The organism is Collinsella sp. LCP19S3_D5, assembly GCF_052121415.1.
GTDB lineage: Bacteria > Actinomycetota > Coriobacteriia > Coriobacteriales > Coriobacteriaceae > Collinsella.
The window spans coordinates 129,687-152,966 of record NZ_JBQKEH010000001.1 but is presented as its reverse complement, the minus strand read 5'-3'; the positions used below and the strand labels follow the sequence as shown (position 1 = coordinate 152,966).

The following is a 23,280-nucleotide window of genomic DNA, read 5'->3' as shown; positions in this document are numbered from 1 at the left end:
ATGAAACCTATCGTCGCCGTCGTCGGACGCCCCAACGTGGGCAAGTCCACGCTCGTTAACCGCCTGGCCCAGACCTCGGACGCCATCGTCCATGAGTCCCGCGGCGTAACGCGCGACCGCTCCTACCACACGGCCGATTGGAACGGCCGCGAGTTCACCATCGTCGACACGGGTGGCATCGAGCCGCTCAAGAGCGATGACGTCTTTGCCACGTCCATCCGCGACCAGGCCCTCGCCGCCGCCGAGGAAGCCGCCGTCATCCTATTTGTGGTCGACGGCCGCACCGGCGTCACCGAGGAGGACGAGTCGGTCGCCCGCATGCTCAAGCGCTGCGACAAGCCGGTCTTTCTGCTGGTGAACAAGCTCGACAACCCCGATCGCGAAAACGACAGCATCTGGGAGTTTTATTCGCTCGGCATCGGCGAGCCAACGCCGCTATCGGCCCTGCACGGCCACGGCACGGGCGACCTGCTCGACGACATCGTTGCCCTGTTGCCCGAGGAGGAGGACGAGGTCGCCGACGAGTTCCCCGACGCGCTGAACGTCGCCATCATCGGCCGCCCCAATGCCGGTAAGTCCTCGTTGTTCAACCGCATCCTGGGTGCCGACCGCTCTATCGTGTCCAACATTGCTGGCACGACGCGCGACGCCATCGACACCGTCGTGGAGCGCAACGGCAAGCACTACCGCATGGTCGACACCGCGGGCATTCGCAAGAAGAGCACCGTGTACGAGAACATCGAGTACTACTCCATGGTCCGCGGCCTGCGCGCCATCGACCGTGCCGACGTGGCACTGCTCGTCGTCGACGCCTCCGTGGGCGTTACCGAGCAGGACCAGAAGGTCATGGGTCTTGCCATCGAACGCGGCTGCGCCATCGTCGTTCTGCTCAACAAGTGGGATCTGCTCGACGACGACCGCAAGCGCGAGGCCTGCATGGAGACCGTCGACCGCCGTCTGGGCGTCATGGCTCCCTGGGCCCAGTACCTGCGCATCTCGGCCCTGACTGGCCGTAGCGTCGAGAAGATCTGGGCGATGGTCGACGCCGCCGAGAAGACGCGCTCGCAAAAGATCACCACCTCGCGCCTCAACACCTTCCTCACCGACCTGCGCGAGTTTGGCCACACCGTGGTGGACGGCAAGCGTCGCCTGCGCATGCACTACGTGACCCAGACGGGCGTCAACCCGCCGACGTTTACGTTCTTCGTCAACCACAGCGACCTGGTCAACGACACCTACCAGCGCTACGTGGAGAACCGTATGCGCTCGACCTTCGACTTTTCCGGCACGCCCATTCGACTCTTCTTTAGGAAGAAGGAGCAAAAGGATGCATAATCCGATTCTGCTGACCGCCATCTGCGCCGTGGTCTCGTTCTTTATCGGAGCGATTCCGTTTGGCCTGATCCTGGGCCGCGTGTTCAACCACACGGATATTCGCAAGGCGGGCTCCGGCAACATCGGCACCACCAACGCCCTGCGCGTAGCCGGCCCCAAGGTCGCCGCGCTCACGCTGCTGCTCGACTGCTTGAAGGGCGCCATCTGCGTCCTTATCGCGCGTCCGCTCATCGCGAGCGTGGGCTATGGCTTCCCGGCGAGCATCATTGCTCCCGGTGCCGCCGGCGACTGGATGCTCGGCGTCATTTGCCTGGCTGCCGTGTGGGGCCACATCTTCTCGCCCTACCTCAACTTCCACGGCGGCAAGGGCATTGCCGTGGGGCTGGGCGTCATACTCGCCTGGTACTGGCCCATCGGACTTTCGCTGCTGGGCATGTTTATCGTGGCCGTCGCCATCACCAAGTATGTGTCGGTGGGCTCTCTTGCCGCGGCCATCGGTCTTCCCATCGCCGCCTGCGCGGTCTTTCCGTACAGCAGCCTGGGCCTCAAGTTTTGCATGGCGATGATCGGCATCACCGTGGTGTGGGCTCATCGCGCGAACATCAAAAAGCTCATGACGGGCAAGGAGTCCAAGCTCTCGTTTACCAAGCGCGTCACCGAGCCCGACGATAAGTAGGAGAGAGTCATGAATGTTGCGCTGATTGGCTCCGGCTCCTGGGGAACCGCCGTCGCCGGCCTTGCCGCCGCGCGAGCCGAGCGCGTGACCATGTGGGCCCACAGCGAGCAGACGGCCGCCGGCATTAACGGCGAGCACCGCAACCCGCGCTATCTGGTGGACTATGTGCTGCCCGGCAACGTCGTCGCCGCCACGGACCTGTCGCGGGCGCTCGGCGGTGCCGACGCCATCATCTTTGCCGTGCCTTCGACGCACCTGCGCGACGTGTGCCATCGGGCAGCGCCCTTTATCGATACCGAAACTCCGGTCCTGTGCCTTACCAAGGGCATTGAGCCCGAGTCCGGCATGCTCATGAGCGAGGTCATCGCCAGCGAGATCGGCAACGAGGCACGTGTGGCGGCGCTCTCGGGCCCCAACCATGCCGAGGAGATATGCCGCGGCGGACTTTCCGCCGCCGTCATCGCCAGCAAAGACTCGCAGGTAGGGGAGACCTTTAAGGACCTGCTCCTATCCACGGCCTTCCGCATCTACCTGTCGCAGGACATGACCGGCGTCGAGGTTTGCGGCGCCATGAAAAACGTCATCGCCATCGTGTGCGGCATCTCCGCCGGTACCGGTGCGGGCGACAACACGCTCGCCCTTATCATGACGCGCGGCCTGGCAGAGATCAGCCGACTGGTGCACGCCCGCGGCGGCCAGGCCATGACCTGCATGGGTCTTGCCGGCATGGGTGACCTTATTGCCACCTGCACCTCCGAGCATTCGCGCAACCGCACCTTCGGCTACGAGTTTGCCCACGGCGTATCGCTCGATGAGTACCAGGCGCGCACGCATATGGTGGTCGAGGGCGCCGTCGCCGCCCGCAGCGTGAGCGAGCTCGCCCGTTCGCTGGGCGTAGACATTCCGCTCACCTTTGCCGTGGAGCAAACGCTCTACAACGGTGTTACTTTGGATAGGGCGCTCGAGATCCTTACCGACCGCGTCCCCTCTCAAGAGTTCTACGGACTCACCGACTAGCGCAGAAAGGCTACTACCATGGGTTCCATCAAAATCGCTCCGTCCGTCCTTTCGGCTGACATGGCCAACCTCAAGGGCGAGCTCGACAAGATCGCCGGCGCCGACTATGTGCACTTCGACGTCATGGACGGTCACTTTACCGGCAACCTCACCTTTGGCGTCGAAATCCTCAAGGCCGTCAAGCGCTCCACCAAGGTGCCGGTCGACGCGCACCTGATGGTGTCGAACCCCGACGAGACCGTCGATTGGTATGCCGACGCCGGCGCCGATATGATCACCGTGCACTATGAGGCCTCCACGCACCTGCACCGCACGCTCACGCATCTGCAGCAGCGCGGCGTCAAGGCCGGCGTGGTGCTCAACCCCGCCACGCCCGTCTGCGTGCTCGAGAGCATCATCGAGGTCGTCGACATGGTGCTGCTCATGAGCGTGAACCCCGGCTTTGGCGGCCAGAGCTTTATCCCGGGCACGCTGCATAAGCTCCACGAGCTCAAGGCCATGTGCGAGCGCCACGGCGTGTCGCCCATGATCGAGGTCGACGGCGGCATCTCTTCCAAAAACATCGCCGAGGTCGTCAAGGCCGGTGCCGATGTCCTGGTAGCCGGCTCCGCCGTATTTAAGTCCGAAGATCCCGCCGCCGAGGTTGCGCTGCTGCAGAAGCTGGGCAACGAGGCCGCACAGGAGGCATAAACCCTTATGACCGCAGGTCAAAACCGCATACCCGTGAATCTTGACTATGCCGCCTCGACGCCCATGCGCGCCGAGGCGCTCCTTGCGCAGCGCGAGTACGACGAAAGCGAGCTTGCAGGCGTCAACCCCAACTCGCTGCACTCGCTCGGCCGCAAGGCTGCCGCACGTCTGGAGGTTGCACGCCGCGAGATCGCCCGCAGCTTTGGCGCGCGCGTTCGCCCGTCCGAGATTGTCCTAACCAACGGCGGTACCGAGGCCAACCAGCTGGCGCTCCTCGGACTTGCCGAGGGTGCTCGTCAGCGCGATCGTAAGCGCGAGCGCGTGATCGTGTCTGCGATCGAGCACGATTCGATTCTGGACAACCTGCCGCTGCTGCGAGCCGCCGGCTTTACCGTCGACCTGGTGCAGCCCTGCCGTGCGGGCTACATCGAGCCTGCCGAGCTGAGCGACTTGTTGGGCGACGACGTCGCGCTCGTGAGCATCATGGCCGCCAACAACGAGACCGGTGTGGTACAGCCCATCCGCGAGCTTGCCGCGGCTGCGCACGCCGCGGGTGCCCTGTTCCACACCGATGCCATCCAGGGCTATCTGCATATTCCGCTCGATGTGACCGAGCTGGGCGTCGATGCTATGACCGTTGCAGCACACAAGATTGGCGGCCCCGTAGCCTCCGGCGCGTTATACCTAAAAAGCCGCACGCCGCTGCGCCCCCGCATCTTTGGCGGAGGACAGGAAGCCGGACGTCGTGCCGGCACGCAGGACCTGCGCACGCAGCTGGCCTTTGCCGCTGCCGCCTCGTCTCTGGCGCCCCATGTGGCTCAGGAACGCGAGAAGCTGCAAGCCCTTTCCGACACGCTCTACGCCACGCTCACGGCCCATCCGCGCATTCACGCCACCATGGGCGACTACACGCAGGCCGATCGTCTGCCCGGCATGGTATCGATCTATATTGACGGCATGGACTCCGAGGAGCTCATCATCAAGCTTGACGCCGCTGGTTTTGAGGTTTCGGCCGGATCGGCTTGCTCGAGCGGCAGCATGGACCCGAGCCACGTGCTGAGCGCCATGGGCATTGGTCGCGAGCAGGCGCTGGGCGCACTGCGCATCTCCTTCGATGACCGCGTGAATCCGAGCGATCTGGACGACTTTGCCCAGACGCTGCTCTCGATCGTAGGTGCCGCATGATCGTCGCCGAGCTCGAGCGTGCCCTGCTGGCACGCTATCCCAAGACGGACGCCGAGCCCTGGGACCACGTAGGCTTATCCGTTGGCGACCCTGACGGCGAGATCCGCGGCGTTGCCTGCGCGCTTGACGCTACCAGGGACAACGTGCAGCGCGCCTTGGAAGCCGGAGCCAACGTGTTGCTCACGCATCATCCCGTCTACATCAAGGCGCCCGAGTCGTTTTGCCCGCCCAGCGCAACGCGCCCCCAGTGCAGCGCGGCGCTCTACGAGGCGGCCCGCTGCGGGGTGAGCATCATCTCGCTCCACACCAACCTGGACCGCTCGCACGAGGCGCGTGCCTGTCTATGCAAGCTGCTGAACGCCGTACCCGATAGCTCGCTGGAGCACGTGGACGACCCCGAGTCGACCGGCCTGGGCGCACTTGCAACACTCAACGACCCGTGCACGCTGCGCGATCTTGCCGCCTGTGCTGCCACGGCCTTTGGCAGCGACCCACGCGTATGGGGCGATGCCGAGCGCCCGTGCCGCTCCGTCGCCATTCTGGGCGGCTCCCTCGGCGACTTTGGCGAGCTTGCCATCGCCGCCGGTGCGGATGTCATCGTGACGGGCGAGGCAGGCTATCACGTGGCGCAAGATCTTGCCTTACGCGGGCTGAGCGTGATCTTGCTCGGCCACGATCGCTCCGAGGAGCCGTTCGTGGATATCTTGATGAACTCTGCGGTTGACGCCGGGGTCGACCCCCGTCATGCGATTAAAATACTGAACCCTTGCCAATGGTGGACTGTGACAAAAGGAGAGAACTTATGAGCGCCGGCGCTACGCTACTCAAGCTGCAACAGATCGATTTGGAGCTCGCCCGCAACAAGAGCGAACTTGCCAATATGCCGGAGCTCAAGGAGCTCGCCTCAAAGCGCAAAACCTATGTAAAGCTTAAGTCCGAAATGACCAAGCTCTATGCTCAGCGCAAGGACCTCGACATTGAGCTGGACGATCTCAACACCACCGAAATCCAGACCAGCAACGCCATCGAGGCCGCCAAGAAACGCCACGTCGACGGCTCTGACTACCGCGAGGTCCAGGATCTGGAAAACGAGCTCGCCACCCTGGCCAAGCGCCTGGACAAGATTGAGCACACCCGCAAGGACGTCGTTGTCGCCCACAAGGAGGCGCTCGACCGCGAGGCTCGCGCGCAGGCCATCATCGCCAAATTCGAGGAGGGCGTAAAGGCCGACACCAAGGCTGCCCGTGCCAAGGCCGCCGACCTGCAGACTCAGATTGATGCCGCCACCAAGGAGCGCACCGCGCTCGCCGCCACGCTGCCGACCGACGTGCTCACCGACTACGAGCATCTGCTCAAGCAGTTCCGTGGCCTGGCCGTCGAGACCATCAAGGGCAACATCCCCACGGTCTGCCACACCGCGCTGCAGGCCTCGTCCATGAGCGACCTCAACCACGACGGTAGTGAGATTACGCACTGCCCGTACTGCCACCGCCTGCTCGTGCTCCCCAACAAGGAAGCCTAGCAATGACGACGGCACCCGACAATTCAATGCAACTTGAGGGAAAAACGATCCTGCTGGGCATTACCGGCGGGATCGCCGCCTATAAGACGTGCAATATCGTGCGCCTGCTGCAAAAGCGCGGCGCCCGCGTCAAGGTCGTTATGAGCGAGCATGCCACGGAGTTTGTGGGTCCGCTCACCTTTCGCGCGCTCACGGGCGAGCCGGTCGCTGTGGATCTGTTCGACGACCCCTCCGACCCCATCCACCATATCTCGCTGGCGCAGGAGCCCGACTTGGTGGTCGTGGCACCCGCCACGGCCAATATCATCGCCAAGATGGCCAACGGCATCGCCGATGACCTCATCTCCACTACGCTGCTTGCCACGCCGCGTCCTATCGTGGTCGCGCCGGCCATGAACAATGGCATGTGGAAGGCGCCGGCCACGCAGGCCAACATGACCACGCTGCGCGAGCGCGGTGTCCACGTTGTGGGTCCGGGTAGCGGCTACCTTGCCTGCGGCGATGTGGACACGGGACGCATGAGCGAGCCCGAGGACATCGTCGAGGCCGTCTGCAAGCTGCTCGACCCCGCTCCTCAGGACCTTGTGGGCAAGCGCATCGTGATCACCGCCGGCCCCACGTACGAGCCGATCGACCCCGTGCGCTTCATTGGCAACCGTTCATCGGGCAAGATGGGCATCGCCCTGGCGGGGGAGGCCGCGCGCCGCGGTGCCGCCGTCACGCTCGTGCTGGGGCCGACATCGCTCGACGTTCCCCGCGGTGTAGAGTGCGTGCGCGTGCAGACCGCCGCAGAGATGCTGCAGGCTGCGCTGAGCGCCTTCCAGACGGCCGACGCGGCCATTTGTGCCGCCGCCGTCGCCGACTACACGCCTGCTGCCCCGGCGGACCATAAACTCAAAAAGGCCAACGAGCGCCTGGATCGAATTGAGCTCGTCGAGACCGTTGACATCCTGGCCGAGCTCTCACGCCAAAAGGGCGATCGCCGTGTGATCGGCTTTGCGGCCGAGACCGATAACGTCGTGGAGTACGCGCAGCGCAAACTCGTGCGCAAGGGTTGCGATGCCATTATCGCCAACGATGTCTCGCGCGCCGATTCGGGCTTTGGAACCGATACCAACAAGGCCTGGATAGTGAGTACAGCGGGCACGCAAGAACTTCCCGTACTAACAAAACCCCAGCTCGCAGATACAATTTTAGACTTGCTTCAAAATTTGTAAAAAAGTTCTTGCACAAGGACAAAGTTTCGGGTTACTATACTCCCTGTTGCGAGCGAGAGCAGAGCAACAAACATAAGCTTCGGGACGTGGCGCAGCTTGGTAGCGCACTTGACTGGGGGTCAAGGGGTCGCTGGTTCGAATCCAGTCGTCCCGACCAGAAGTTCGCAGGTCAGGCACCTAGTGCCTGGCCTTTTTTTATCAGGAATCATCAGGGAATCACCGGAGAATCACCGGCTGTTTTTTAGCCAATAAAGACACGCCCTTCTACCTGCACTTTTGTAGAATCTCGGTTTTAATGGATCCCCCCTTCACTTTCTTTCCATATTTGTTGAATTCACTGATTCGTTTTGATTCCACATTTGTAGTCTATCTAGCCTAAATTTTTCTACATACGCGAAAATCACCTACCTGTGCCTAGCTACTGCGGCTACGACATCCAAGCCAACTGTCCCGCCCTGCTTCACTAATTCCCCGCACGTTCGCACGGAACCCCGACACCGCCCAAGGGCCGCGATACTTTTTCGATTTCTTTCGGCAGCGAGAGGAAGGCTTCCGTGCCTGCCGAAACAAGGCACTGCGCTCCAAAAAGCTAACGCCGCGGGTATTAAGCCGACACCGCTACGGTGCCACCGGCCATCGCTGCGGGCACCTGCGGCGTAATCGCCCCAGAGTCCGCCATCTGGGCCGCCATGCCGGCGAAGTCCTAGGCGACGGCGTGAGCGTGCGGCTCAGGGCGGCGTTCGCGCCGTCATTCTCGTGCGACCTCAAGAGAGTGCGTCGGCGCGGGCTCGACTAGGGCGAGCTCGCCACCGTCATCGACTTCATCGTCGAGAACGCCCCGAAGCGCTGGAGGAACTTCATAGACGCCGCATGCGCACGCTCAAGGGCGCATTGAGGGGCAGGGCTGAGGGCTTTAGGATTGGGGCTTGGGACTAGAAGGGGGCTCGGAAGTCGCGGGTCAGGATTCGAACATCGACCCACGCGCTTGGCGATTCTTACCAGTTCAGACGGCTTGCAGGCTATTCGCGCTGCGGGAGAGACTCGCACCACTGCAGCAATGCGCTCAACATAGCGGGCTTGTCTTGCACGAACTGTTCACGCCTCACACCGCGGCGCGGCTCAAAGCGAATGACGTAACCCCTGTTGTCCAGGTACACGTCATAGCTTTCGGGGGCGCCGGGCAGGTTCAGCGCTACATGGCGCGTGCTGCGAATGCGTTGCGGCGCCTCCGTAAGAGACTCGTTGGGCAGCTGACCGCCGCATATCTCTTCTAGTGCGCGGAAGCGGCGTCCGAAGCTCAGGTAACCGTGGCAACCGCTGTCTGCATGCCCGGCACAGCAGAACTGCGTTTTATAACCCTTATCGTTCAGTATGCGCACATGGGGCTGCAGCTCGTGGTCGATCGCTACCAGGTGATCAGGGCGCTTGCCGCATTCGCATTCGCTCAAGGGCTTAAAGCACTTCGGGCACACGAACAGCATGCACTTCATGGTTTGCTCGGACGTGAGCTCTGTGATGCCCAGGGCTGCGATTTCTGCCGCAGGGGCTTCGGGCTGCACGCAGGGGCATCCGCTTGCACGCAGAATGGCGTCGATGCACGCCACGGTGGCGCGCTCCATTTCCAGAGCGATGGCTTCGTCGCGCATTGCGCCAAACGCCTCGATGTCTTTCGTAACTGCAGAAAGCGGGGTTCGCTGAGAGATGTACACGAATGCGTCCTCTTCCCTCGCAGTGGGTTCGCCCTCAATCTTCACCGTAACGCCGGCTTTTGCATAGGTGCCGTACTGCACGCCGTTCGCTTTGTCCAGCGCCTGGACCTCACCCCGCGTGAGACCATGCCACAGCACGCCTTCCACAAACGACTCATCCTTGCGCGTGATGGTGGGACGGCCCTTCGCGTCGCACGCCAGCGTGTAGCCATAGAGCTTCGCCTTGACTGCATAAACGTGGTGGCCGCTCTCAAGTTTTTTAGCAATGCGGTCATGGCTGATGTCAAAGCCATATGCGAAGTACGGGGTTTCCGCAAACTCGCGGGTGTCGGCGGAGTGTTCGCGCGCGCTGAACACCGGGACAGAGGGACGATTAAAGTTGTGCACGTCAAACTCAGGCAGGCTGTTGCACCAGCCGAGCAGGGTGCGCAGCAGGGCCTTGCGCTGCTTTTCGAACTCATCCAGCGTAAGGGAGTAACTAAGGTCTGCCTGCAGCGCAGGGTCGCTGCTGCGCACTGCGCGGAACCCTTCGGGGACGTCAATCTTGTAACCGAACTCGCCTGGAATCTTGATTGCCAAGTAGATGCGGTGAGACCCGCAGAAGGTGGCCTCACTCGCTTCCATCACCTGGTAGCGCTTAGAGCGCAGGATGCGTCCATGCTGCTGAAGGCCACGGGGGAAACGGCGTGCGTAGTAACCGGTGTAACGGCATGTGCAATCGGCGATCTGGTGACCTTCACCGCACACGAAGTCGGCGTATTCGCGTGCAGCGGGGAGGTCGATCTTGGCTGCGCCATACGCCGCCGACTCTTCTTGCGCGCGCAAGCGGTCCAGGCTGTCGGCGCGCATGTCGGACATCTGCGCCAAGGTTGCCTCATCAAGCTGCATCACGCGGCCGGCTTCGACCACGCGGTCGATGTAATCGTACTTTTCGGTGTACCTGCGCAGCGGGGTGCGCTCAGAGATGTAGACCATCGCCTCAAGGGTTGCGGGAACCACATCGCCTTCGCGCCCAACGGTCACCGTTTCCTTGCGGTAACAACCAGATGCAATGCCTTCGTAGCGGTCGAGAGACGCCACGTGAGAGCTATCGAGCGCCCACAGCGCGCCTTGCACATGCGACCCCTCGCGCTTGGTGATGGTGAGGTATCCGGCGGTATCGAACGCCAGTTCATAGCCGTTCAGGGTCGCTTTGCCCAGCAGCACCGCGCCGGGGCAGCGGGTTTCAACTTGATGGATATCAAGGTTGCTACCGTACGCGAAGTTGATGATCGAGGGTGCAGTCTCGGGGTGACGGGCTGAGGCGTTGTTGCGCTTCTCGTTGTACTTCATGGTTCACGCCTTTCGGTGTTGTGATGGGCTTCGGTCGCTCGAGCTGATTGCAGCATACAGTCTGAAGCCGAAAAGGCGTGAAAACCTGAGATTGTCATTTTAAGAAATAGAACGAAAAGGACGGCCATGCACGAAATCGCGCAGGCAGAAAGCGCTGTTCGAGGCGCATCCTGCGAAAGGATACCCGTTCAGAAGGGTTGTTGCCAGTTTTTATCGATTCGATTTTTTACGAGCGCACGAAGAGGTTGCGTTTAGAAAAACGCAAGGGCGGCTGTTTCGCCTGTAAGCAAACATGAAATCGGCCGCAGCGGTACCGCCTGGGAGGGCGGACGAGGGACTTGGCCGCAACCTAATCCCCGGGTGCGGCTGCTACGCTAAATACTTGAGAATCGTCGACCGCCCAGTATCTGCCATCCAAAAGTTTAAACACGATATAGCTGCCGTCTTTGCTTATTTCGGCGGCGTTTACGCATTTCTGAAGATCGGCGTGGCGCGCGTAGCGGCCGACGAGCACATCTCCATTTACAAGCCCGACTTCAAGATTGAGACCCATCTTCTCATACATAACGATACGATCCGAATCGTCCACGCCCTTGCTTGAGTCGAAGTCGGGCCTTAGCCCAGCGAGGCGAACCCCTCGCTTATCCAACGCTTTGTCGATTCCGCCCTTGGCGTAGTCGCTCAGCTGGTAATAGATTCTGCGCGCGAGATCATCGGCCAAGACGCGCTCTGGGTCCCCGCCTGACCGTTCCGCTCGAAACTCGCCTAATGCCGACAGCATCAGGTACACCTCATGCAATCGCAGCGGCAGAAAGATCGGGTGGGCCGTCGACTTCAGGCCGCCGCGGCTTGTCGGCTCGGCCTTGATGTAGGAGTCGCCAAAACGCACGCCGTCTGCCAGGGCGCTCAGGCGCTTTTGCACCGCCGTGCGCGAGCAGCCCAGGTACGCGGCGATCGCTTGCTGGGTCATTCCCTTATGCGCCGCTTTGAGCAGCATGAGATTTGCCTCGTCCGTGCCTATGAACGACTTGTCCAGGTTGTAGTGGCGCTTTTTTGGGGCGCCGCCGATCTCGTTGCCCTTTTCGAACAGCTCGTGCACGCTCAGGAACAATTCATGGCGGCCGTTGCTTTGGGGGCCTTCCTCTGAGTTGGCATAATCTGCCAGCGCCTTGCAAAACAAGCGATAGTTTTCGTCAGTGACGAAAGTGGGCCACTGCATGTTGTGAAAGCGTGTGCCTTCACGTGTGTCGGCGAATTTCGAATACGCAGACTCAGGATCGCAACCGACCCTTTCCGCAATTTCCGCAACTCTCATGCCAATCCCTTCCGCAACCCAATCACACGCACGAAAAATCTATCAAGCCAGAAGATTGATGTGGCAAAAAAGAAGAAGAGGCATTACACCCCTCCTTCTGGACAGCCTGCACCCCGGTTCCCTGCCTGCCAGTTCGCCCCCCGAAACCCTCGGGGCGCTGTGGGGTCGAACCCCTCCGCATGGAAAATTCTATCGCGGCCATGCCCGCTATGCGTGTCACGCACACCACGCCAAACGTCAGGTTTACCAGCCGGGACTGAGCCCTCTTTCGAGAGCAGGGTTATATTAGCATCTACAAACTCGAAAAACCCTGCCGCATTTGAGGAGTACCAAGAAAACGGTCTACACCTTGAATATCAACCTCATCCGAACACCTCCCGCATTCACACGAACATGTACGGATGAATGCGGGAATCCGATACCCTGAGGGCCGGATCGGCCGGCCCACTAGGCACGAGCGGGACACGGTCCAGAGGATGCCGGAGCGCAGGGTCCCGTGCAGGGAGATCGCGGGGGAGCCGGGCAGGTCGCCCTAGACGGTGAGCGCCGAGGTGCCGTCGCGCCCACCCATGAAAAGAGGGTTTCTTTGCGGGCGCCGCATCCGCACGCCCCCGCAAAGAAACCCTCGCACTCGCATCTCTACCTGCGAACCCGCACGCGCCCTCGCGCACGCGCCGCGGCAGCTGCTAGTCGCGGTAGAACGAGCCCATGTAGCGGATGTACTCGTCCTCGGTGTGGTTGGCCTTCCAGTCGTGGACGGAGTCCTTGTTGCGCTGGCCGGCGATGACGGAGAGCTCCTTACCCAGCTTCTCAAAGGCCTCGTCGACGCACTCCTCGGGGGTGAGGGCGATCTTCATGACGGCCTCGCCCTGCGGGCCGCCGGGGAGGTTGGACAGCAGGCTGGGGGTTAGGGTGGTGCCGAGGGTGATGACCTCGACGTCGACACCGGTGCCCTCGCACTCGCAGGCCACGGCCTCGGTCATCTTGAGGATGAAGGCCTTGCCCGCGCCGTACTGGCCGTTCCAGGGGCTGGAGCTGATGCCGGTCATCGACGAGACGTTGATCACGGCGCCGCGGTCCTGGGCGGCAAAGATCCGCATGTAGTGGTGGAAGCACTTGAGGAAGGTCACGACGTTGACGTTGATCATGGCCTCGTGCTTCTCCCAGGGAGTGTCCTGGATCTTGCCGAAGCTGTGCAGGCAGGCCACGTAGCTCATGAAGCCCATGTCCAGGCCCTCGGTCGCGGCGAAGACGGTCTCGGCAGCGTCGGTCTGGCTAAAGTCGGCGCGCACGACCTTGGTCTCCACGCCGTAGGTCTCACGGATCTCGCCGGCGAGCACGTTCAGCTTCTCCTCGCGACGGCCGACCATGACGACATTCATGCCGCCGGCGGCGATCTTCTCGCAGAACGCCTTGCCGACGCCCTCGGTCGCGCCCAGGATCAGGCCCCACTCACCGTACTTTTCCCTCAGGTTCATACTGCATCCTCTCTCTCGATGCCCATGCGGGCACCTCTCCTTTAGCGTGCGGCCGCTCAGCCGCATACGGTGCGCCATTATGCGCTGAACAAGAGGGGAGTGCGTTCACGACTTTGCGAACGAGCCCGAAACAACGATGAACGGTGTCGGTCTATCACCACAATGAAACCCTTGCAGTATCAAGAGGGGAGGTGCTGGCGGGTGGAACCAAAAGGTGAACGCCGCCCTGGCGTGAGCGGCGTTCGATGTGGTTTTACCCACCTTGGTAGCTATTCACCAGGAGGGCATTGCGACCTCCGGTCGCCTTTGCTGTATCCCCTTGTGTGCCCATGTACAAAGGGATGCACCGCTATTCTGCGCCGGTGCTCGACGTCACCGCTTCGGTAGGCTCGGCAAATACGTTTCTCGCAATGTTCATGGTCGGCGTGATGCTCGATGTGCACATCGATACCGAAGACCTGGGACCTCATGCGCCTCATCGACTACGTTGCGGCGCGCGGCGCGTGGAGTCTGCGCGAACTCGGCTGCGTCGGCTTTTCCGGCGGTGCCATGCAGACGCTCTGTCTCGCTGCGCTCGACGAGCGCGTGCGCTGGGCGCTCATCAGCGGCTACCTCTACGGCGTGCGCGACGCGCTGCTCACCCTCAACAATAACTGTAGCTGCAACTACCAACATAGCCCTCGCGGCTACTTCCTGTGAGAGTTTTTTGTTAAAGCAACGGCGCGAGAGTCCTCGTGGCACCCAGCAGCGTCCTCCACATGTCTGGACTCTCTATGCTCGCGCTGGATAGACATCGCCAGAACGGGTATAGTATCGAGAGTTTTGTCGTTTACCAGCGGGGGAGTCCTGTGGGCATCAAAAAGAAGATCAAAAAGGAGCTTATCGGCACCTCCGATTACCCGTCGAATAAGATTTTCACGATCTCCAATTTCATTACCTTCACGCGCCTGGTCCTCACGCTGGTCTTCCTGTACCTGTTTGTGACGGACAACAACCGTGTCGTCGCCATTGTCATCTATGCCATCGCGGCCTCCACCGACTGGATGGACGGTCAGATTGCCCGCATGACTAAAACGGTCTCGTGGCTCGGCAAGGTTATGGATCCCATCTGCGACCGTGCGCTGCTATTTACAGGCGTTTTAGGTCTCGTGGTTCGCGGCGAGCTTCCCATCTGGGTCTGCGTGCTCATCATCGGTCGCGATATCTACCTGGGCATCGGCACGCTCATCGTGCGCCACTACCACCGCCGCCCCATCGACGTAGTGTTTCCCGGCAAGATTGCCACGGCGCTGCTCATGACCGGCTTCTCACTCATGCTGCTGGGCTTTCCCACCGTGGACGGCTGGCATCTGCTGCCCGCCACGTTCACGGCCTTCCCAGGCCTCAACGGCAGCTCGGTACCGCTCGGCATCTTTTTTGTGTATGGCGGCGTCATCTTTTCCATGCTCACCGCTGTCATCTACTCCATTAAGGGTGGAGCGGCCATTAAACAGGCTGTTGCGCATCCAGAGGACGAAGACGTCGACTTTCTTAACCCCGAAATCGAAGACTAAGCCATTGGGGTATTATTACGTACAGTTCATTCTTTGCGACATGTCCGCGTTAAGTTAGGGGTTGTCATGGATAACATGGTTAACAATATGCCTCAAAACGATAAGACTGCCGACGCAACCTGCGTCTTCCGTGTGCCTTCGAGCGACGTTACCGTTCCCGATCTTATGGCGAACGTTCGCATCACTGCCCCCGTTCTGTCTATTGTCAAGGGGCCGCAGACCGGTGCTGCCTTTGAACTCGAGGATGATGTGACCACCATTGGCCGCGATCCGGCAAACGGCATTTTCCTCAATGACATGACCGTATCGCGTAGCCACGCACGCATTATTCGCGAGGGTCTGGCTGCTCGCATCGAGGACTTAGGCTCGCTCAACGGCACGTGGGTTGACGGCGCTATCGTCAATGCCGCCCCGCTGCACGACGGATCTTCCGTCCAGATCGGTACGTTTACGCTCATCTACCACGAGAGCACGCCGGAGCGCATCGAAACCGGTGAGTAGGGCATGGCCGAACGCAACTATCTGAGTATCGGCCAGGTCGTCAATTTACTTCGAGGCGCATACCCCGATCTTTCGAACTCAAAAATTAGATTTCTAGAAGATGAGGGGCTCATTACCCCTCATCGTACGCCTAAGGGGTATCGCCAATACTCCAAGGAGGACGTTGACCGTCTAGAGGTCATTCTGCACCTGCAGAAGACGCGCTACATGCCGCTCAACGTGATCAAGCAGCGTCTGGAAAACGCTACAGATCTCTCCACGCTTGCCTACGAGGTGGGTCTGCTGTCCGATGTTCCGCTCAAGACGGAACCAAAGGAAACCAAGCAGAAACTGCACCCCATCGAGACCATTCCGGATATGTTGGGCGTCGAGATCTCGTTTATTCGCTCCTTGGCCGAAAACGACCTTATTCGCATTATCAAGAGTCCGCAGAACCGCGAGCTCGTCGACGGGCGCGATTTTCCGATTATCCGCTACTGTTCTGAACTGTCACGCTTTCATATCGAGCCGCGAAACCTTCGTCAGTACGTATCATCCGCCAACCGCGAGTCTTCGATGTTCGAGCAAGTGCTCGTGAGTATGCTTGGCATGGACACCTCCGATGACGAACGCGATGCCAAGCTCGAACGCGCGTTTAAGAAGTTACATGACCTCACCGAGGGCGTGCATACTGCGCTGCTCAAGAACCGCGTATTTGAGTCACTCAACGCCGTAGTCGAGGACGCCGATATCGATGCCCTCGATGAGGAGATCGCACGCTCCGAATCAACCAAGGCCAAAAGCGAAGAGGCATCTGCCTCCGCGGTCCCCGTGCGCGAGGAATCCCTCGTGCAGCCGCTTAAGGTTGTCGCCCCCTCGCACACCGGCACCGCCAGCCCGGACAAATAAACGCTTCTACAAACCAGCCTCCCATGAAAGGTCACGCCATGTACGACTTCGAATCTCACATCGTCGACATCCCCGACTATCCCGAGCCCGGAGTCGTCTTTAAGGACATCACGCCGCTCTTTAGCAATCCCGAAGCGCTTAAAGCCATGGTCGACGCGCTAGCGGAGCATTTCTCCGGCATGGGCATCACTAAGGTTGTAGGACCCGAGGCTCGCGGCTTTATGGTAGGCGTGCCTGTTGCCGTGGCACTCGGCGCCGGCTTTGTTCCTGCACGTAAACCGGGAAAACTGCCACGTAAGACCGTTAGCCAGGAATACGAGCTCGAATATGGAACCGATTCGATTGAGATTCACGTCGATGCCATCAGCTCTAAAGATACCGTGTTGATTCTGGACGACTTGGTCGCGACGGGCGGAACCGTCGAGGCAACAGGTAAACTGGTGCGAGATATGGGCGCAAAGCTCGTAGGTTATGGTTGTATCCTTGAGCTTGCGTTTCTTAATCCGCGCAAGAAGCTCACGCCTTCTAACGAGGACGTTGAGCTCTTTAGCCTGGTAACGGTGGACTAGCCGCTACCCTTAGATACCGGAAAGGAAGCTACATGCGCACAGCAAACACGCACAAAAACATGGCACGCTGCGCTGCTACGGCAACCCTCGCTTGTGTTTTGGGCTTGGGCCTCGCGGCTCCTGCCTATGCCGATACCGCGTCCGATCTTGCCGCCGCTCGTACCAAACTCGAGCAGATCGGTACGCAAACCCAGCAAATTCATAAAGAACTCTCCGCTCAGACGCAGGAGCTTGATCAGACTGCAGGCGAGATCACGCAAAAGCAGCAAGAGATTGCCGAGGGTCAGGCAAAGCTTTCGAGCTACGTTGCCGGTGAGTACAAGACCGGCGGTCTGAGTCTCCTTCAGGTTCTGACGGGCGTCGACGATCTGGGCGATATACTCAACCGTTTGTTCTACTACGGCAAGGTTTCCGACAAGCAGGCCCAGACCATTCAGGAGGTCAAGGACCTTAAGCAGCAGCTCACCGATAAGCAGGCCGAGCAGGAGAAGAACGTCGCCGCGACGCAGAAGAAGGTCGACGAACTCAACGCCCAGCAGGCTGAGGCCCAGAGTGTCGTGAACTCCCTGGATTCACAGCTGCAGGCCGAGCTTGCTGCCGAGGCCGAGGCGAACGCCGCGCTGCAGGCTGGCATAAATGCCAGCACTGCCGAAAAGGCCACGGTGAGCAACGACACCGCCGGTACGACCGAGAACACCAACAATGGTGGCGGTACGACCAACAACGGCGGCGGCAACACGCCTGCGCCCGCGCCCGCTCCTGCTCCCACGCCGCAACCCTCGACGCCCGCCCCGGCACCGGCCCCTTCCGCGCCGAGCCAGTCCGTTGACGGCGGCAGCGTTGTCTCTCGCGCTTATAGCAAGCTTGGTTGCGCTTATTCCTGGGGCGGCATTGGCCCGAACAGCTTTGACTGCTCCGGCTTTGTAAGCTACTGCCTCACCGGCCGCTACTGCCGCCTGGGCACTACCGGCACCTTCATGGGTTGGCCCCGTGTTTCTGATCCTCAGCCGGGCGACGTCGTGGTTAACTCTTACCACACCGGCATCTACATTGGTAACGGCCAGATGATCCATGCTTCCGACTACAGCACGGGCGTTATCATCAGCTCCGTTGCCGCTGGCATGAACAACAATTATATTTTCGTTCGCTATTAAGTGTTTTTAACTCAGCTAACGAAAGTGGACCTCGTATCCTTTGGGAGCGAGGTCCATTGTTTTATCTCGACCGCCTATTTTGTGTGTAAACTACAATCTAGTTTTGAATACTAGATATGCGCAGCATCTATCCAAAAGATAGCTATAATTGTTGAGAACAACTAGAAAGGACCCTCAATGAGCTGGGCACTCATCTCAGATTCGAGCTGCAATCTTCGCGATTGGCAACCAACCGCACCTCATACCACCTTTGCATTTGCACCCCTTAAGATCCGAGTGGGGGAGCGTGAATTTGTCGACGATCTCTCGCTCGATGTTCACGAGCTTAATGTTGCCATTCAATCGGAATCCAGCGCATCATCGAGCTCCTGCCCAAGCGTAGGGGAGTGGGCTGAGCTCTTTAAGCTCGCCGACAAGACGATCTGCATGCCCATCTCCGAGGGCGTCTCGGGAAGCTACAATGCCGCGGCCACCGCGCGTGACATGGTGCTTGCCGAAGAGCCCAATCGTAAGATTCACCTGGTTAATTCGCGCGCAGCAGGCGGCAAGATGGACCTGATCTTCTTACTGTTTGATCGCTATCTTGCAAGTAAACCGGATGCCTCCTTTGAGGAAGCCTGCGCCTACTTCGATAGCTTGGAGCAGAACAGCAAGATCCTCTTTAGTTTATGCAATTACGAAAACCTTGCGAAGGCCGGACGTATCCCAAAGGCGGCCGGTGTTATTGCCAACAAGCTCAACATCCGCATTTTGGGCACGGCGAGCGATGCGGGCGAAATTGAACTCGTTGGGCATACGCGTGGCGAAAAGAAGATGCTCAACAAGATTGTCGACACCATGGAGGCCGAGGGTTTCATGGGCGGCGAGGTCATCATCGATCACGTTGAGAACGAAGCTGGAGCCCAGGCGCTTGCCGACCGCATTGTGGAGCACTGGCCAGGCTCCAAGACTATCATCATGCCCTGCAACGGCCTAGATTCCTATTACGCCGAGATGCATGGTCTCATCATCGGCTACGGTATGGGCATGGCTTCGGGCCGATAAAGCCCAACCAAGCAAAAACGCGAACGGGACAAAGTGACTGATGGCTCTTTATCCCGCCCGCGTTATACGTCGCCTAGCTATTAAACCCATTGAACTTGAGGTAGCTCATCAGGTACGCCTTCGATACAAAAGACGATACCGCACTGCGTACGAGCAGCGATTCGCGCGTAACCTGATGTGCGGTATCGGGCACGGGAGTCTGCTCAAGGGAAAAAGCCGCACGAATCGATGCCTCAAGTTGATCGACTACATAATCGAAAGCCGTCGGAGCGTCGTAGCTCAAGCGCTGAATATTAAAGAGCGCCTGAACCGCAGCGATGGGCAGCACCTGTTTAAAGATACAAATGGCAATGAGACGCGCAATCTGCTCACGGCCATACTGCTTTTTAACCGGAGCAGGAACGAGGCCGACCTTTACGTAGTTATTGATCATCGAAGGCGTGATAACGGGCTGCCCTACGCAAATCGAAAGCGGCTCCATCCACAGTGCAACATATTCAATAACCTGATCGCGATAGAGCGTTACGTTGGGCAGCTGGTCATAGCGTGGCAGGCTCAACGTATTGAGTTTACCCACCATATCGGACTGAATAAATGCATCCGGCAGCACCGTCGGCTGAATATCCTCCGGCTTAATGCTGACCGATGTATCGGACATCGGGATAACATGTTTGACGTGGTTCATAAGAGACCTCCGTTCGTTTTCTATATTGTATTCTAGATTATCTAGTTTTGCATACCACATAGCCGCTAAATAAAAGTGGTTGGACAGCACATTGACGCACCGTCCAACCACTTTGCAAAAAGATAGCAACCTGACATAAGATATATTATCGTACTTATCCTCGTAAGAAGGCGTATGCGCTGGTTGCCGCTATGGCTCCGTCCGAAACGGCGGTCACAACCTGGCGTAAACGCTTGGAACGGATATCGCCGGCAGCAAACAAGCCCGGCGTGCACGTGGCCATCGAATCGTCGGTAACGATACCGCCGTCAGGCGCCAGATCCACCAGATGCTGTACAAGCTCGGTATGGGGCTGTGTTCCGGCAAAGACAAAGATGCCAAACGAACCTGGATCGAAGGACTCGGAATAGGTATCACCGGTGGCGTTGTCCTTAAACGTGATAGTTGTAGGCATGGCCTCGCCCGATAGCTCCACAATACTAGTTTGGTACCTAACAGAAATATTATCTTTAGCGAGCACCTTTTGAACCACGCCATCGGGAGCACGGAACTGATCGCGGCGCAAGACGATGGTCACGCTGCTGGCAATTTCTGATAAGAACAGGGCTTCCTCGCAGGCAGCATTACCGCCGCCAATGACAAAGACCTGTTTGCCACGAAAGAACATGCCGTCGCACGTCGCACAATACGAAACGCCGCGACCGCGATACGTATCCTCGCCAACAAAACCAGCAGAGAGCGGCGTGGCGCCCATGCAAGCGATAACACTCGAGGCCAGCGTATCGCCCGTATCGTGATGCACCGTAAACAGCGCCGCATCCGCATCGTAATCGATACCCGTCACCATGCTCCATACGACCTGCGCACCCAGGCCCTCTGCATGTTGCTGAAAACGCTCGCCGAGTTCGGCGCCGCTCAAGAGCGGAATGCCCGGATAGTTTTCGACCTCATTGGTTGTGGCGATCTGTCCTCCCGACATACCTTGCTCGATCACGGTCGTCGTTAGGTTGGATCGCGCAGCATAAATGGCTGCAGCATAGCCCGCTGGGCCGCCGCCGATAATCGCAACATCGATCGGCTGATTGGTAGTCATGGAGTGTCCTCTCATCGAAACATTGGCGTTCTTTGCGCTCATACCCAAATTTAGGAGAACATGACAGTCATGCACTACAATGATTCTTTGCGAAACAACGATGAAGGGGAGTTATCGATGGATCAAACGCAGATGGGCAATGACGCTCCCCTGCCCACGCAAAGCGCCCCCCAATCGGAGCAATTGATGCCGTCACCCGCACAAAAGCCCTTAGTGACCATTGTCCACGCATCGGTTGGTTCGGGACACAAAGCGGCAGCCAATGCTATCGCACAAGCATTCGAGCTTATACGCGGCACCAAGGGCATACCGCAGGATGTCGAGATTGAGGTCTTGGATATCCTCGATTTTGGACGCATAAAATTCGACGGCAACAAAACGGCCGCATCGTTTACCGGCGCCACGCGCCCAATTTATGACTTGACCTGGCGATATACCCTTACCGGACACCTGCTTTGGGGCGGCGGCACGGCGTGGTCGCGCATTATGTTTCCCGCATTTAACGAATACGTTCGCACTCGTAGGCCTATTGCCGTGGTCGCCACACATATCACGGCAGCCAACGTTGCGGTTGGTGCGCGCGTCATTACGGGCATCGATTATCCCGTCATTTGCGTGCCGACCGATTACGAAGTCGAGGGCTGGTGGCCCCATAAGGACACTGACTTATTCTGCGTGGCAAACGAGTTTATGGCCGAGACGCTCCGCCCACGTAAGGTTCCCGAGGCAAAGATACGCATTACGGGCATCCCTATTCGCGCTGGATTTGACACGGATTACAATCGTGAGGAAGAACTCGAGAAGTTCAATCTCCCTACCGACAAGACCATTGTGCTGGTAATGGCCGGCGCCAGTTTGCCTCAACCGTACGTTCGCTTTCGCGCGGCGATGGACCACACCCTCCCCTTCCTCCGTAGCTTCGAGGATATGCACTTTGTCTTTTTGCCGGGCAAGGACACGGAATACGCCACGCGCCTGAAAACGCTCTTCGAAGCCATGAAACTCGAAAACGTCACGGTCCTTGACTATGTCGATGACATGGCAGCGCTCATGCACGGCTGCGATCTGGCAATTCTCAAATCGGGCGGACTCACTGTTACCGAATGCCTGTGTGCACACCTGCCGATGATTCTGTTGGGCAAGTCCTATGGCCAGGAAAAGGCCAACACCACCATGCTCACCGACTTGGGCGCCAGCATGCATGTCACCACCGCACGCGAGCTCATTGTGACGCTGCGCCATCTCCACGATCATCCCGAGTCGCTCAAGGCACTGCTCATCAATGGCGAAGTGCTACGTCGTCCACACGCGGCCGAGGACATCGCCATCGCAACCATGGAACTTACAGGCAAGCCCCAAAAGCGCAAACGAGCCTTCTGCCGCTTCTACTGGGGCGGAAAACCCGCGCATATCCGCTAGGGTCTTAATGTCCGCTTACCCGTGGGAGGCCCCTATATATCATCCCGTGCTCAAACATTCTCGCTTCGCTGCGAAACTGCGCGCGGGACGATATATAGGGGCCTCCCACGGGTAAGCTGCGTTTACGTATTAGCAGCTATACCAGATTCCCCACCATTAGAATCTGCAAAGGCAAAACCGGAAAAATCAAATGTAGTAAGCCAATGCGACAAAGGGACTGTTCCTTTGTCGCATTGGCTTACTAGAATGTAAATAATTTTCAAGCGAGTAGCCGCCCGCCCGCCTCTCACACATATCGTTCCACGCGCAGTTTCGCAGCGAGCGAAGCGATGCGAGAATGTTTGAGCATGGAGTGATATGTGTGAGAGGCGGGCGGGAGGGATACGAGCGCCCCCGCGAGAATGTTTGAGCATGGGATGATATATAGGGGCCACCCACGGGTGAGCGGACATTACAATACGCCGCTAGAACCGAAACCGCCGGCTCCTCGGTCGGTTTCGTCTAGTTCGTCTACCTCCACGAGATTGACCGTGGGAACTTCTTGGATGACGAGTTGAGCGATTCGGTCACCCTTGTTAATCTGGATTTCATTGGAAGGATCCAGGTTGATAAGGATGACTTTAAGTTCTCCTCGGTAGTGGGCGTCGATGAGGCCAGGAGTGTTGACTATAGACAGACCCTGCTTAATAGCCAAGCCACTGCGAGGCTGAACGAAGCCAGCGTATCCATCGGGCAGCGCGATCGCAAGGCCAGTAGAGACCAAGCGTCGCTCGAAGGGCTTAAGGGTACAGTCCTCATTGGCACGGAGGTCCAAACCGGCATCTGTGGGATGGGCGTATTTGGGAAGCTCGATCGTAGGGTCGAGACGCTTAATGTTGACTGTAATGTTGGACATAAA

Annotated in this window: 22 protein-coding genes and 1 tRNA gene; 17 read left to right on the top strand and 6 right to left on the bottom strand. The window is 59.1% G+C overall.

The window, feature by feature from the left end; all coding sequences use genetic code 11:
• The 9 genes from der to ACTQXO_RS00680 all read left to right on the top strand — a co-directional run bounded on the left by der (nucleotide 1) and on the right by ACTQXO_RS00680 (nucleotide 7,799).
• Nucleotides 1–1,335 carry a ribosome biogenesis GTPase Der gene (gene der / locus ACTQXO_RS00720; RefSeq protein WP_427748050.1) on the top strand — a complete coding sequence of 445 codons (1,335 nt, stop codon included), beginning with the start codon at nucleotides 1–3 and terminating at the stop codon, nucleotides 1,333–1,335.
• Nucleotides 1,328–2,011 carry a glycerol-3-phosphate 1-O-acyltransferase PlsY gene (plsY, locus tag ACTQXO_RS00715; RefSeq protein ID WP_441030932.1) on the top strand — a complete coding sequence of 228 codons (684 nt, stop codon included), beginning with the start codon at nucleotides 1,328–1,330 and terminating at the stop codon, nucleotides 2,009–2,011. Before der ends, plsY begins: the two co-directional genes overlap by 8 nt.
• A 9-nt stretch (nucleotides 2,012–2,020) precedes the next feature.
• Nucleotides 2,021–3,028 carry an NAD(P)H-dependent glycerol-3-phosphate dehydrogenase gene (locus ACTQXO_RS00710; RefSeq protein ID WP_441030935.1) on the top strand — a complete coding sequence of 336 codons (1,008 nt, stop codon included), beginning with the start codon at nucleotides 2,021–2,023 and terminating at the stop codon, nucleotides 3,026–3,028.
• Nucleotides 3,029–3,046: 18 nt separating this feature from the next.
• On the top strand, nucleotides 3,047–3,718 hold the full coding sequence (gene rpe, locus ACTQXO_RS00705; protein ID WP_441030938.1) for a ribulose-phosphate 3-epimerase: 672 nt from the start codon (nucleotides 3,047–3,049) through the stop codon (nucleotides 3,716–3,718).
• Between the two features lie 6 nt (nucleotides 3,719–3,724).
• Nucleotides 3,725–4,903: a cysteine desulfurase family protein gene (locus tag ACTQXO_RS00700; RefSeq protein WP_441030941.1), complete on the top strand. Its 1,179-nt coding sequence runs from the start codon at nucleotides 3,725–3,727 to the stop codon at nucleotides 4,901–4,903.
• Nucleotides 4,900–5,709: a Nif3-like dinuclear metal center hexameric protein gene (locus tag ACTQXO_RS00695; protein ID WP_441030944.1), complete on the top strand. Its 810-nt coding sequence runs from the start codon at nucleotides 4,900–4,902 to the stop codon at nucleotides 5,707–5,709. Before ACTQXO_RS00700 ends, ACTQXO_RS00695 begins: the two co-directional genes overlap by 4 nt.
• Complete coding sequence (locus tag ACTQXO_RS00690) at nucleotides 5,706–6,425, top strand: zinc ribbon domain-containing protein (protein ID WP_441030947.1); 720 nt, start codon at nucleotides 5,706–5,708, stop codon at nucleotides 6,423–6,425. Before ACTQXO_RS00695 ends, ACTQXO_RS00690 begins: the two co-directional genes overlap by 4 nt.
• A gap of 2 nt (nucleotides 6,426–6,427) precedes the next feature.
• Nucleotides 6,428–7,642 (top strand): bifunctional phosphopantothenoylcysteine decarboxylase/phosphopantothenate--cysteine ligase CoaBC, encoded by a 1,215-nt coding sequence (coaBC, locus tag ACTQXO_RS00685; protein WP_441030950.1) that lies wholly within the window; start codon nucleotides 6,428–6,430, stop codon nucleotides 7,640–7,642.
• Between the two features lie 80 nt (nucleotides 7,643–7,722).
• Nucleotides 7,723–7,799 (top strand) — tRNA-Pro (locus tag ACTQXO_RS00680).
• 862 nt (nucleotides 7,800–8,661) lie between these two features.
• Here the strand turns inward: ACTQXO_RS00680 and ACTQXO_RS00675 are convergent.
• The 3 genes from ACTQXO_RS00675 to ACTQXO_RS00665 all read right to left on the bottom strand — a co-directional run bounded on the left by ACTQXO_RS00675 (nucleotide 8,662) and on the right by ACTQXO_RS00665 (nucleotide 13,476).
• Nucleotides 8,662–10,683, bottom strand: a complete 2,022-nt coding sequence (locus tag ACTQXO_RS00675; protein WP_441545363.1) for a gamma-glutamylcyclotransferase family protein — start codon at nucleotides 10,681–10,683, stop codon at nucleotides 8,662–8,664.
• Between the two features lie 349 nt (nucleotides 10,684–11,032).
• Nucleotides 11,033–11,998, bottom strand: a complete 966-nt coding sequence (locus ACTQXO_RS00670) for a helix-turn-helix domain-containing protein (protein ID WP_441030956.1) — start codon at nucleotides 11,996–11,998, stop codon at nucleotides 11,033–11,035.
• A 686-nt stretch (nucleotides 11,999–12,684) separates the two neighbouring features.
• Entirely contained in the window at nucleotides 12,685–13,476 is a 792-nt protein-coding gene (locus ACTQXO_RS00665; protein ID WP_441030959.1) for a 7beta-hydroxysteroid dehydrogenase, read from the bottom strand.
• A 435-nt stretch (nucleotides 13,477–13,911) separates the two neighbouring features.
• Between ACTQXO_RS00665 and ACTQXO_RS00660 the strand changes: the two genes are divergently transcribed.
• From ACTQXO_RS00660 to ACTQXO_RS00630, 7 genes are all read left to right on the top strand, one after another.
• Entirely contained in the window at nucleotides 13,912–14,175 is a 264-nt protein-coding gene (locus ACTQXO_RS00660) for a hypothetical protein (protein ID WP_441038634.1), read from the top strand.
• 149 nt (nucleotides 14,176–14,324) lie between these two features.
• Nucleotides 14,325–15,029, top strand: coding sequence for a CDP-alcohol phosphatidyltransferase family protein (locus ACTQXO_RS00655; protein ID WP_441031238.1), 705 nt, complete (start codon nucleotides 14,325–14,327; stop codon nucleotides 15,027–15,029).
• Nucleotides 15,030–15,095: 66 nt separating this feature from the next.
• Entirely contained in the window at nucleotides 15,096–15,530 is a 435-nt protein-coding gene (locus ACTQXO_RS00650; protein ID WP_195838557.1) for an FHA domain-containing protein, read from the top strand.
• A 3-nt stretch (nucleotides 15,531–15,533) separates the two neighbouring features.
• Entirely contained in the window at nucleotides 15,534–16,418 is an 885-nt protein-coding gene (gene ftsR, locus ACTQXO_RS00645) for a transcriptional regulator FtsR (protein ID WP_441030966.1), read from the top strand.
• 38 nt (nucleotides 16,419–16,456) lie between these two features.
• Complete coding sequence (locus ACTQXO_RS00640) at nucleotides 16,457–16,987, top strand: adenine phosphoribosyltransferase (protein WP_195838556.1); 531 nt, start codon at nucleotides 16,457–16,459, stop codon at nucleotides 16,985–16,987.
• A gap of 32 nt (nucleotides 16,988–17,019) precedes the next feature.
• A complete protein-coding gene (locus ACTQXO_RS00635) occupies nucleotides 17,020–18,141 on the top strand; it encodes a coiled-coil domain-containing protein (protein ID WP_441030970.1) in 1,122 nt (373 codons plus the stop codon).
• 177 nt (nucleotides 18,142–18,318) lie between these two features.
• Entirely contained in the window at nucleotides 18,319–19,185 is an 867-nt protein-coding gene (locus ACTQXO_RS00630; protein ID WP_441030973.1) for a DegV family protein, read from the top strand.
• A 73-nt stretch (nucleotides 19,186–19,258) separates the two neighbouring features.
• Here the strand turns inward: ACTQXO_RS00630 and ACTQXO_RS00625 are convergent, their stop codons facing one another.
• Together ACTQXO_RS00625 and ACTQXO_RS00620 are read right to left on the bottom strand one after the other, a co-directional pair.
• Nucleotides 19,259–19,870, bottom strand: a complete 612-nt coding sequence (locus tag ACTQXO_RS00625) for a DUF1836 domain-containing protein (protein WP_441030976.1) — start codon at nucleotides 19,868–19,870, stop codon at nucleotides 19,259–19,261.
• Between the two features lie 154 nt (nucleotides 19,871–20,024).
• The gene (locus ACTQXO_RS00620; protein WP_441030979.1) at nucleotides 20,025–20,963 is read right to left on the bottom strand and encodes an NAD(P)/FAD-dependent oxidoreductase; all 939 of its coding nucleotides are present in this window, start codon (nucleotides 20,961–20,963) and stop codon (nucleotides 20,025–20,027) included.
• 186 nt (nucleotides 20,964–21,149) lie between these two features.
• On the opposite strand from ACTQXO_RS00620, the gene ACTQXO_RS00615 reads away from it, so the two are divergent.
• Complete coding sequence (locus ACTQXO_RS00615) at nucleotides 21,150–22,382, top strand: MGDG synthase family glycosyltransferase (RefSeq protein WP_441030982.1); 1,233 nt, start codon at nucleotides 21,150–21,152, stop codon at nucleotides 22,380–22,382.
• Between the two features lie 451 nt (nucleotides 22,383–22,833).
• Here the strand turns inward: ACTQXO_RS00615 and dut are convergent, their stop codons facing one another.
• A complete protein-coding gene (gene dut, locus ACTQXO_RS00610) occupies nucleotides 22,834–23,277 on the bottom strand; it encodes a dUTP diphosphatase (RefSeq protein ID WP_154516364.1) in 444 nt (147 codons plus the stop codon).
• Between the last annotated feature and the right edge of the window lie 3 nt (nucleotides 23,278–23,280).

Bases quoted from the DNA above. Each gene is read 5' to 3' on its own strand.
- der (WP_427748050.1), top strand. From the start codon at position 1: ATGAAACCTATCGTCGCCGTCGTCGGACGCCCCAACGTGGGCAAGTCC.
- plsY (WP_441030932.1), top strand. From the start codon at position 1,328: ATGCATAATCCGATTCTGCTGACCGCCATCTGCGCCGTGGTCTCGTTC.
- ACTQXO_RS00710 (WP_441030935.1), top strand. From the start codon at position 2,021: ATGAATGTTGCGCTGATTGGCTCCGGCTCCTGGGGAACCGCCGTCGCC.
- rpe (WP_441030938.1), top strand. From the start codon at position 3,047: ATGGGTTCCATCAAAATCGCTCCGTCCGTCCTTTCGGCTGACATGGCC.
- ACTQXO_RS00700 (WP_441030941.1), top strand. From the start codon at position 3,725: ATGACCGCAGGTCAAAACCGCATACCCGTGAATCTTGACTATGCCGCC.
- ACTQXO_RS00695 (WP_441030944.1), top strand. From the start codon at position 4,900: ATGATCGTCGCCGAGCTCGAGCGTGCCCTGCTGGCACGCTATCCCAAG.
- ACTQXO_RS00690 (WP_441030947.1), top strand. From the start codon at position 5,706: ATGAGCGCCGGCGCTACGCTACTCAAGCTGCAACAGATCGATTTGGAG.
- coaBC (WP_441030950.1), top strand. From the start codon at position 6,428: ATGACGACGGCACCCGACAATTCAATGCAACTTGAGGGAAAAACGATC.
- ACTQXO_RS00675 (WP_441545363.1), bottom strand. From the start codon at position 10,683: ATGAAGTACAACGAGAAGCGCAACAACGCCTCAGCCCGTCACCCCGAG.
- ACTQXO_RS00670 (WP_441030956.1), bottom strand. From the start codon at position 11,998: ATGAGAGTTGCGGAAATTGCGGAAAGGGTCGGTTGCGATCCTGAGTCT.
- ACTQXO_RS00665 (WP_441030959.1), bottom strand. From the start codon at position 13,476: ATGAACCTGAGGGAAAAGTACGGTGAGTGGGGCCTGATCCTGGGCGCG.
- ACTQXO_RS00660 (WP_441038634.1), top strand. From the start codon at position 13,912: ATGTGCACATCGATACCGAAGACCTGGGACCTCATGCGCCTCATCGAC.
- ACTQXO_RS00650 (WP_195838557.1), top strand. From the start codon at position 15,096: ATGGATAACATGGTTAACAATATGCCTCAAAACGATAAGACTGCCGAC.
- ftsR (WP_441030966.1), top strand. From the start codon at position 15,534: ATGGCCGAACGCAACTATCTGAGTATCGGCCAGGTCGTCAATTTACTT.
- ACTQXO_RS00640 (WP_195838556.1), top strand. From the start codon at position 16,457: ATGTACGACTTCGAATCTCACATCGTCGACATCCCCGACTATCCCGAG.
- ACTQXO_RS00635 (WP_441030970.1), top strand. From the start codon at position 17,020: ATGCGCACAGCAAACACGCACAAAAACATGGCACGCTGCGCTGCTACG.
- ACTQXO_RS00630 (WP_441030973.1), top strand. From the start codon at position 18,319: ATGAGCTGGGCACTCATCTCAGATTCGAGCTGCAATCTTCGCGATTGG.
- ACTQXO_RS00625 (WP_441030976.1), bottom strand. From the start codon at position 19,870: ATGAACCACGTCAAACATGTTATCCCGATGTCCGATACATCGGTCAGC.
- ACTQXO_RS00620 (WP_441030979.1), bottom strand. From the start codon at position 20,963: ATGACTACCAATCAGCCGATCGATGTTGCGATTATCGGCGGCGGCCCA.
- ACTQXO_RS00615 (WP_441030982.1), top strand. From the start codon at position 21,150: ATGCCGTCACCCGCACAAAAGCCCTTAGTGACCATTGTCCACGCATCG.
- dut (WP_154516364.1), bottom strand. From the start codon at position 23,277: ATGTCCAACATTACAGTCAACATTAAGCGTCTCGACCCTACGATCGAG.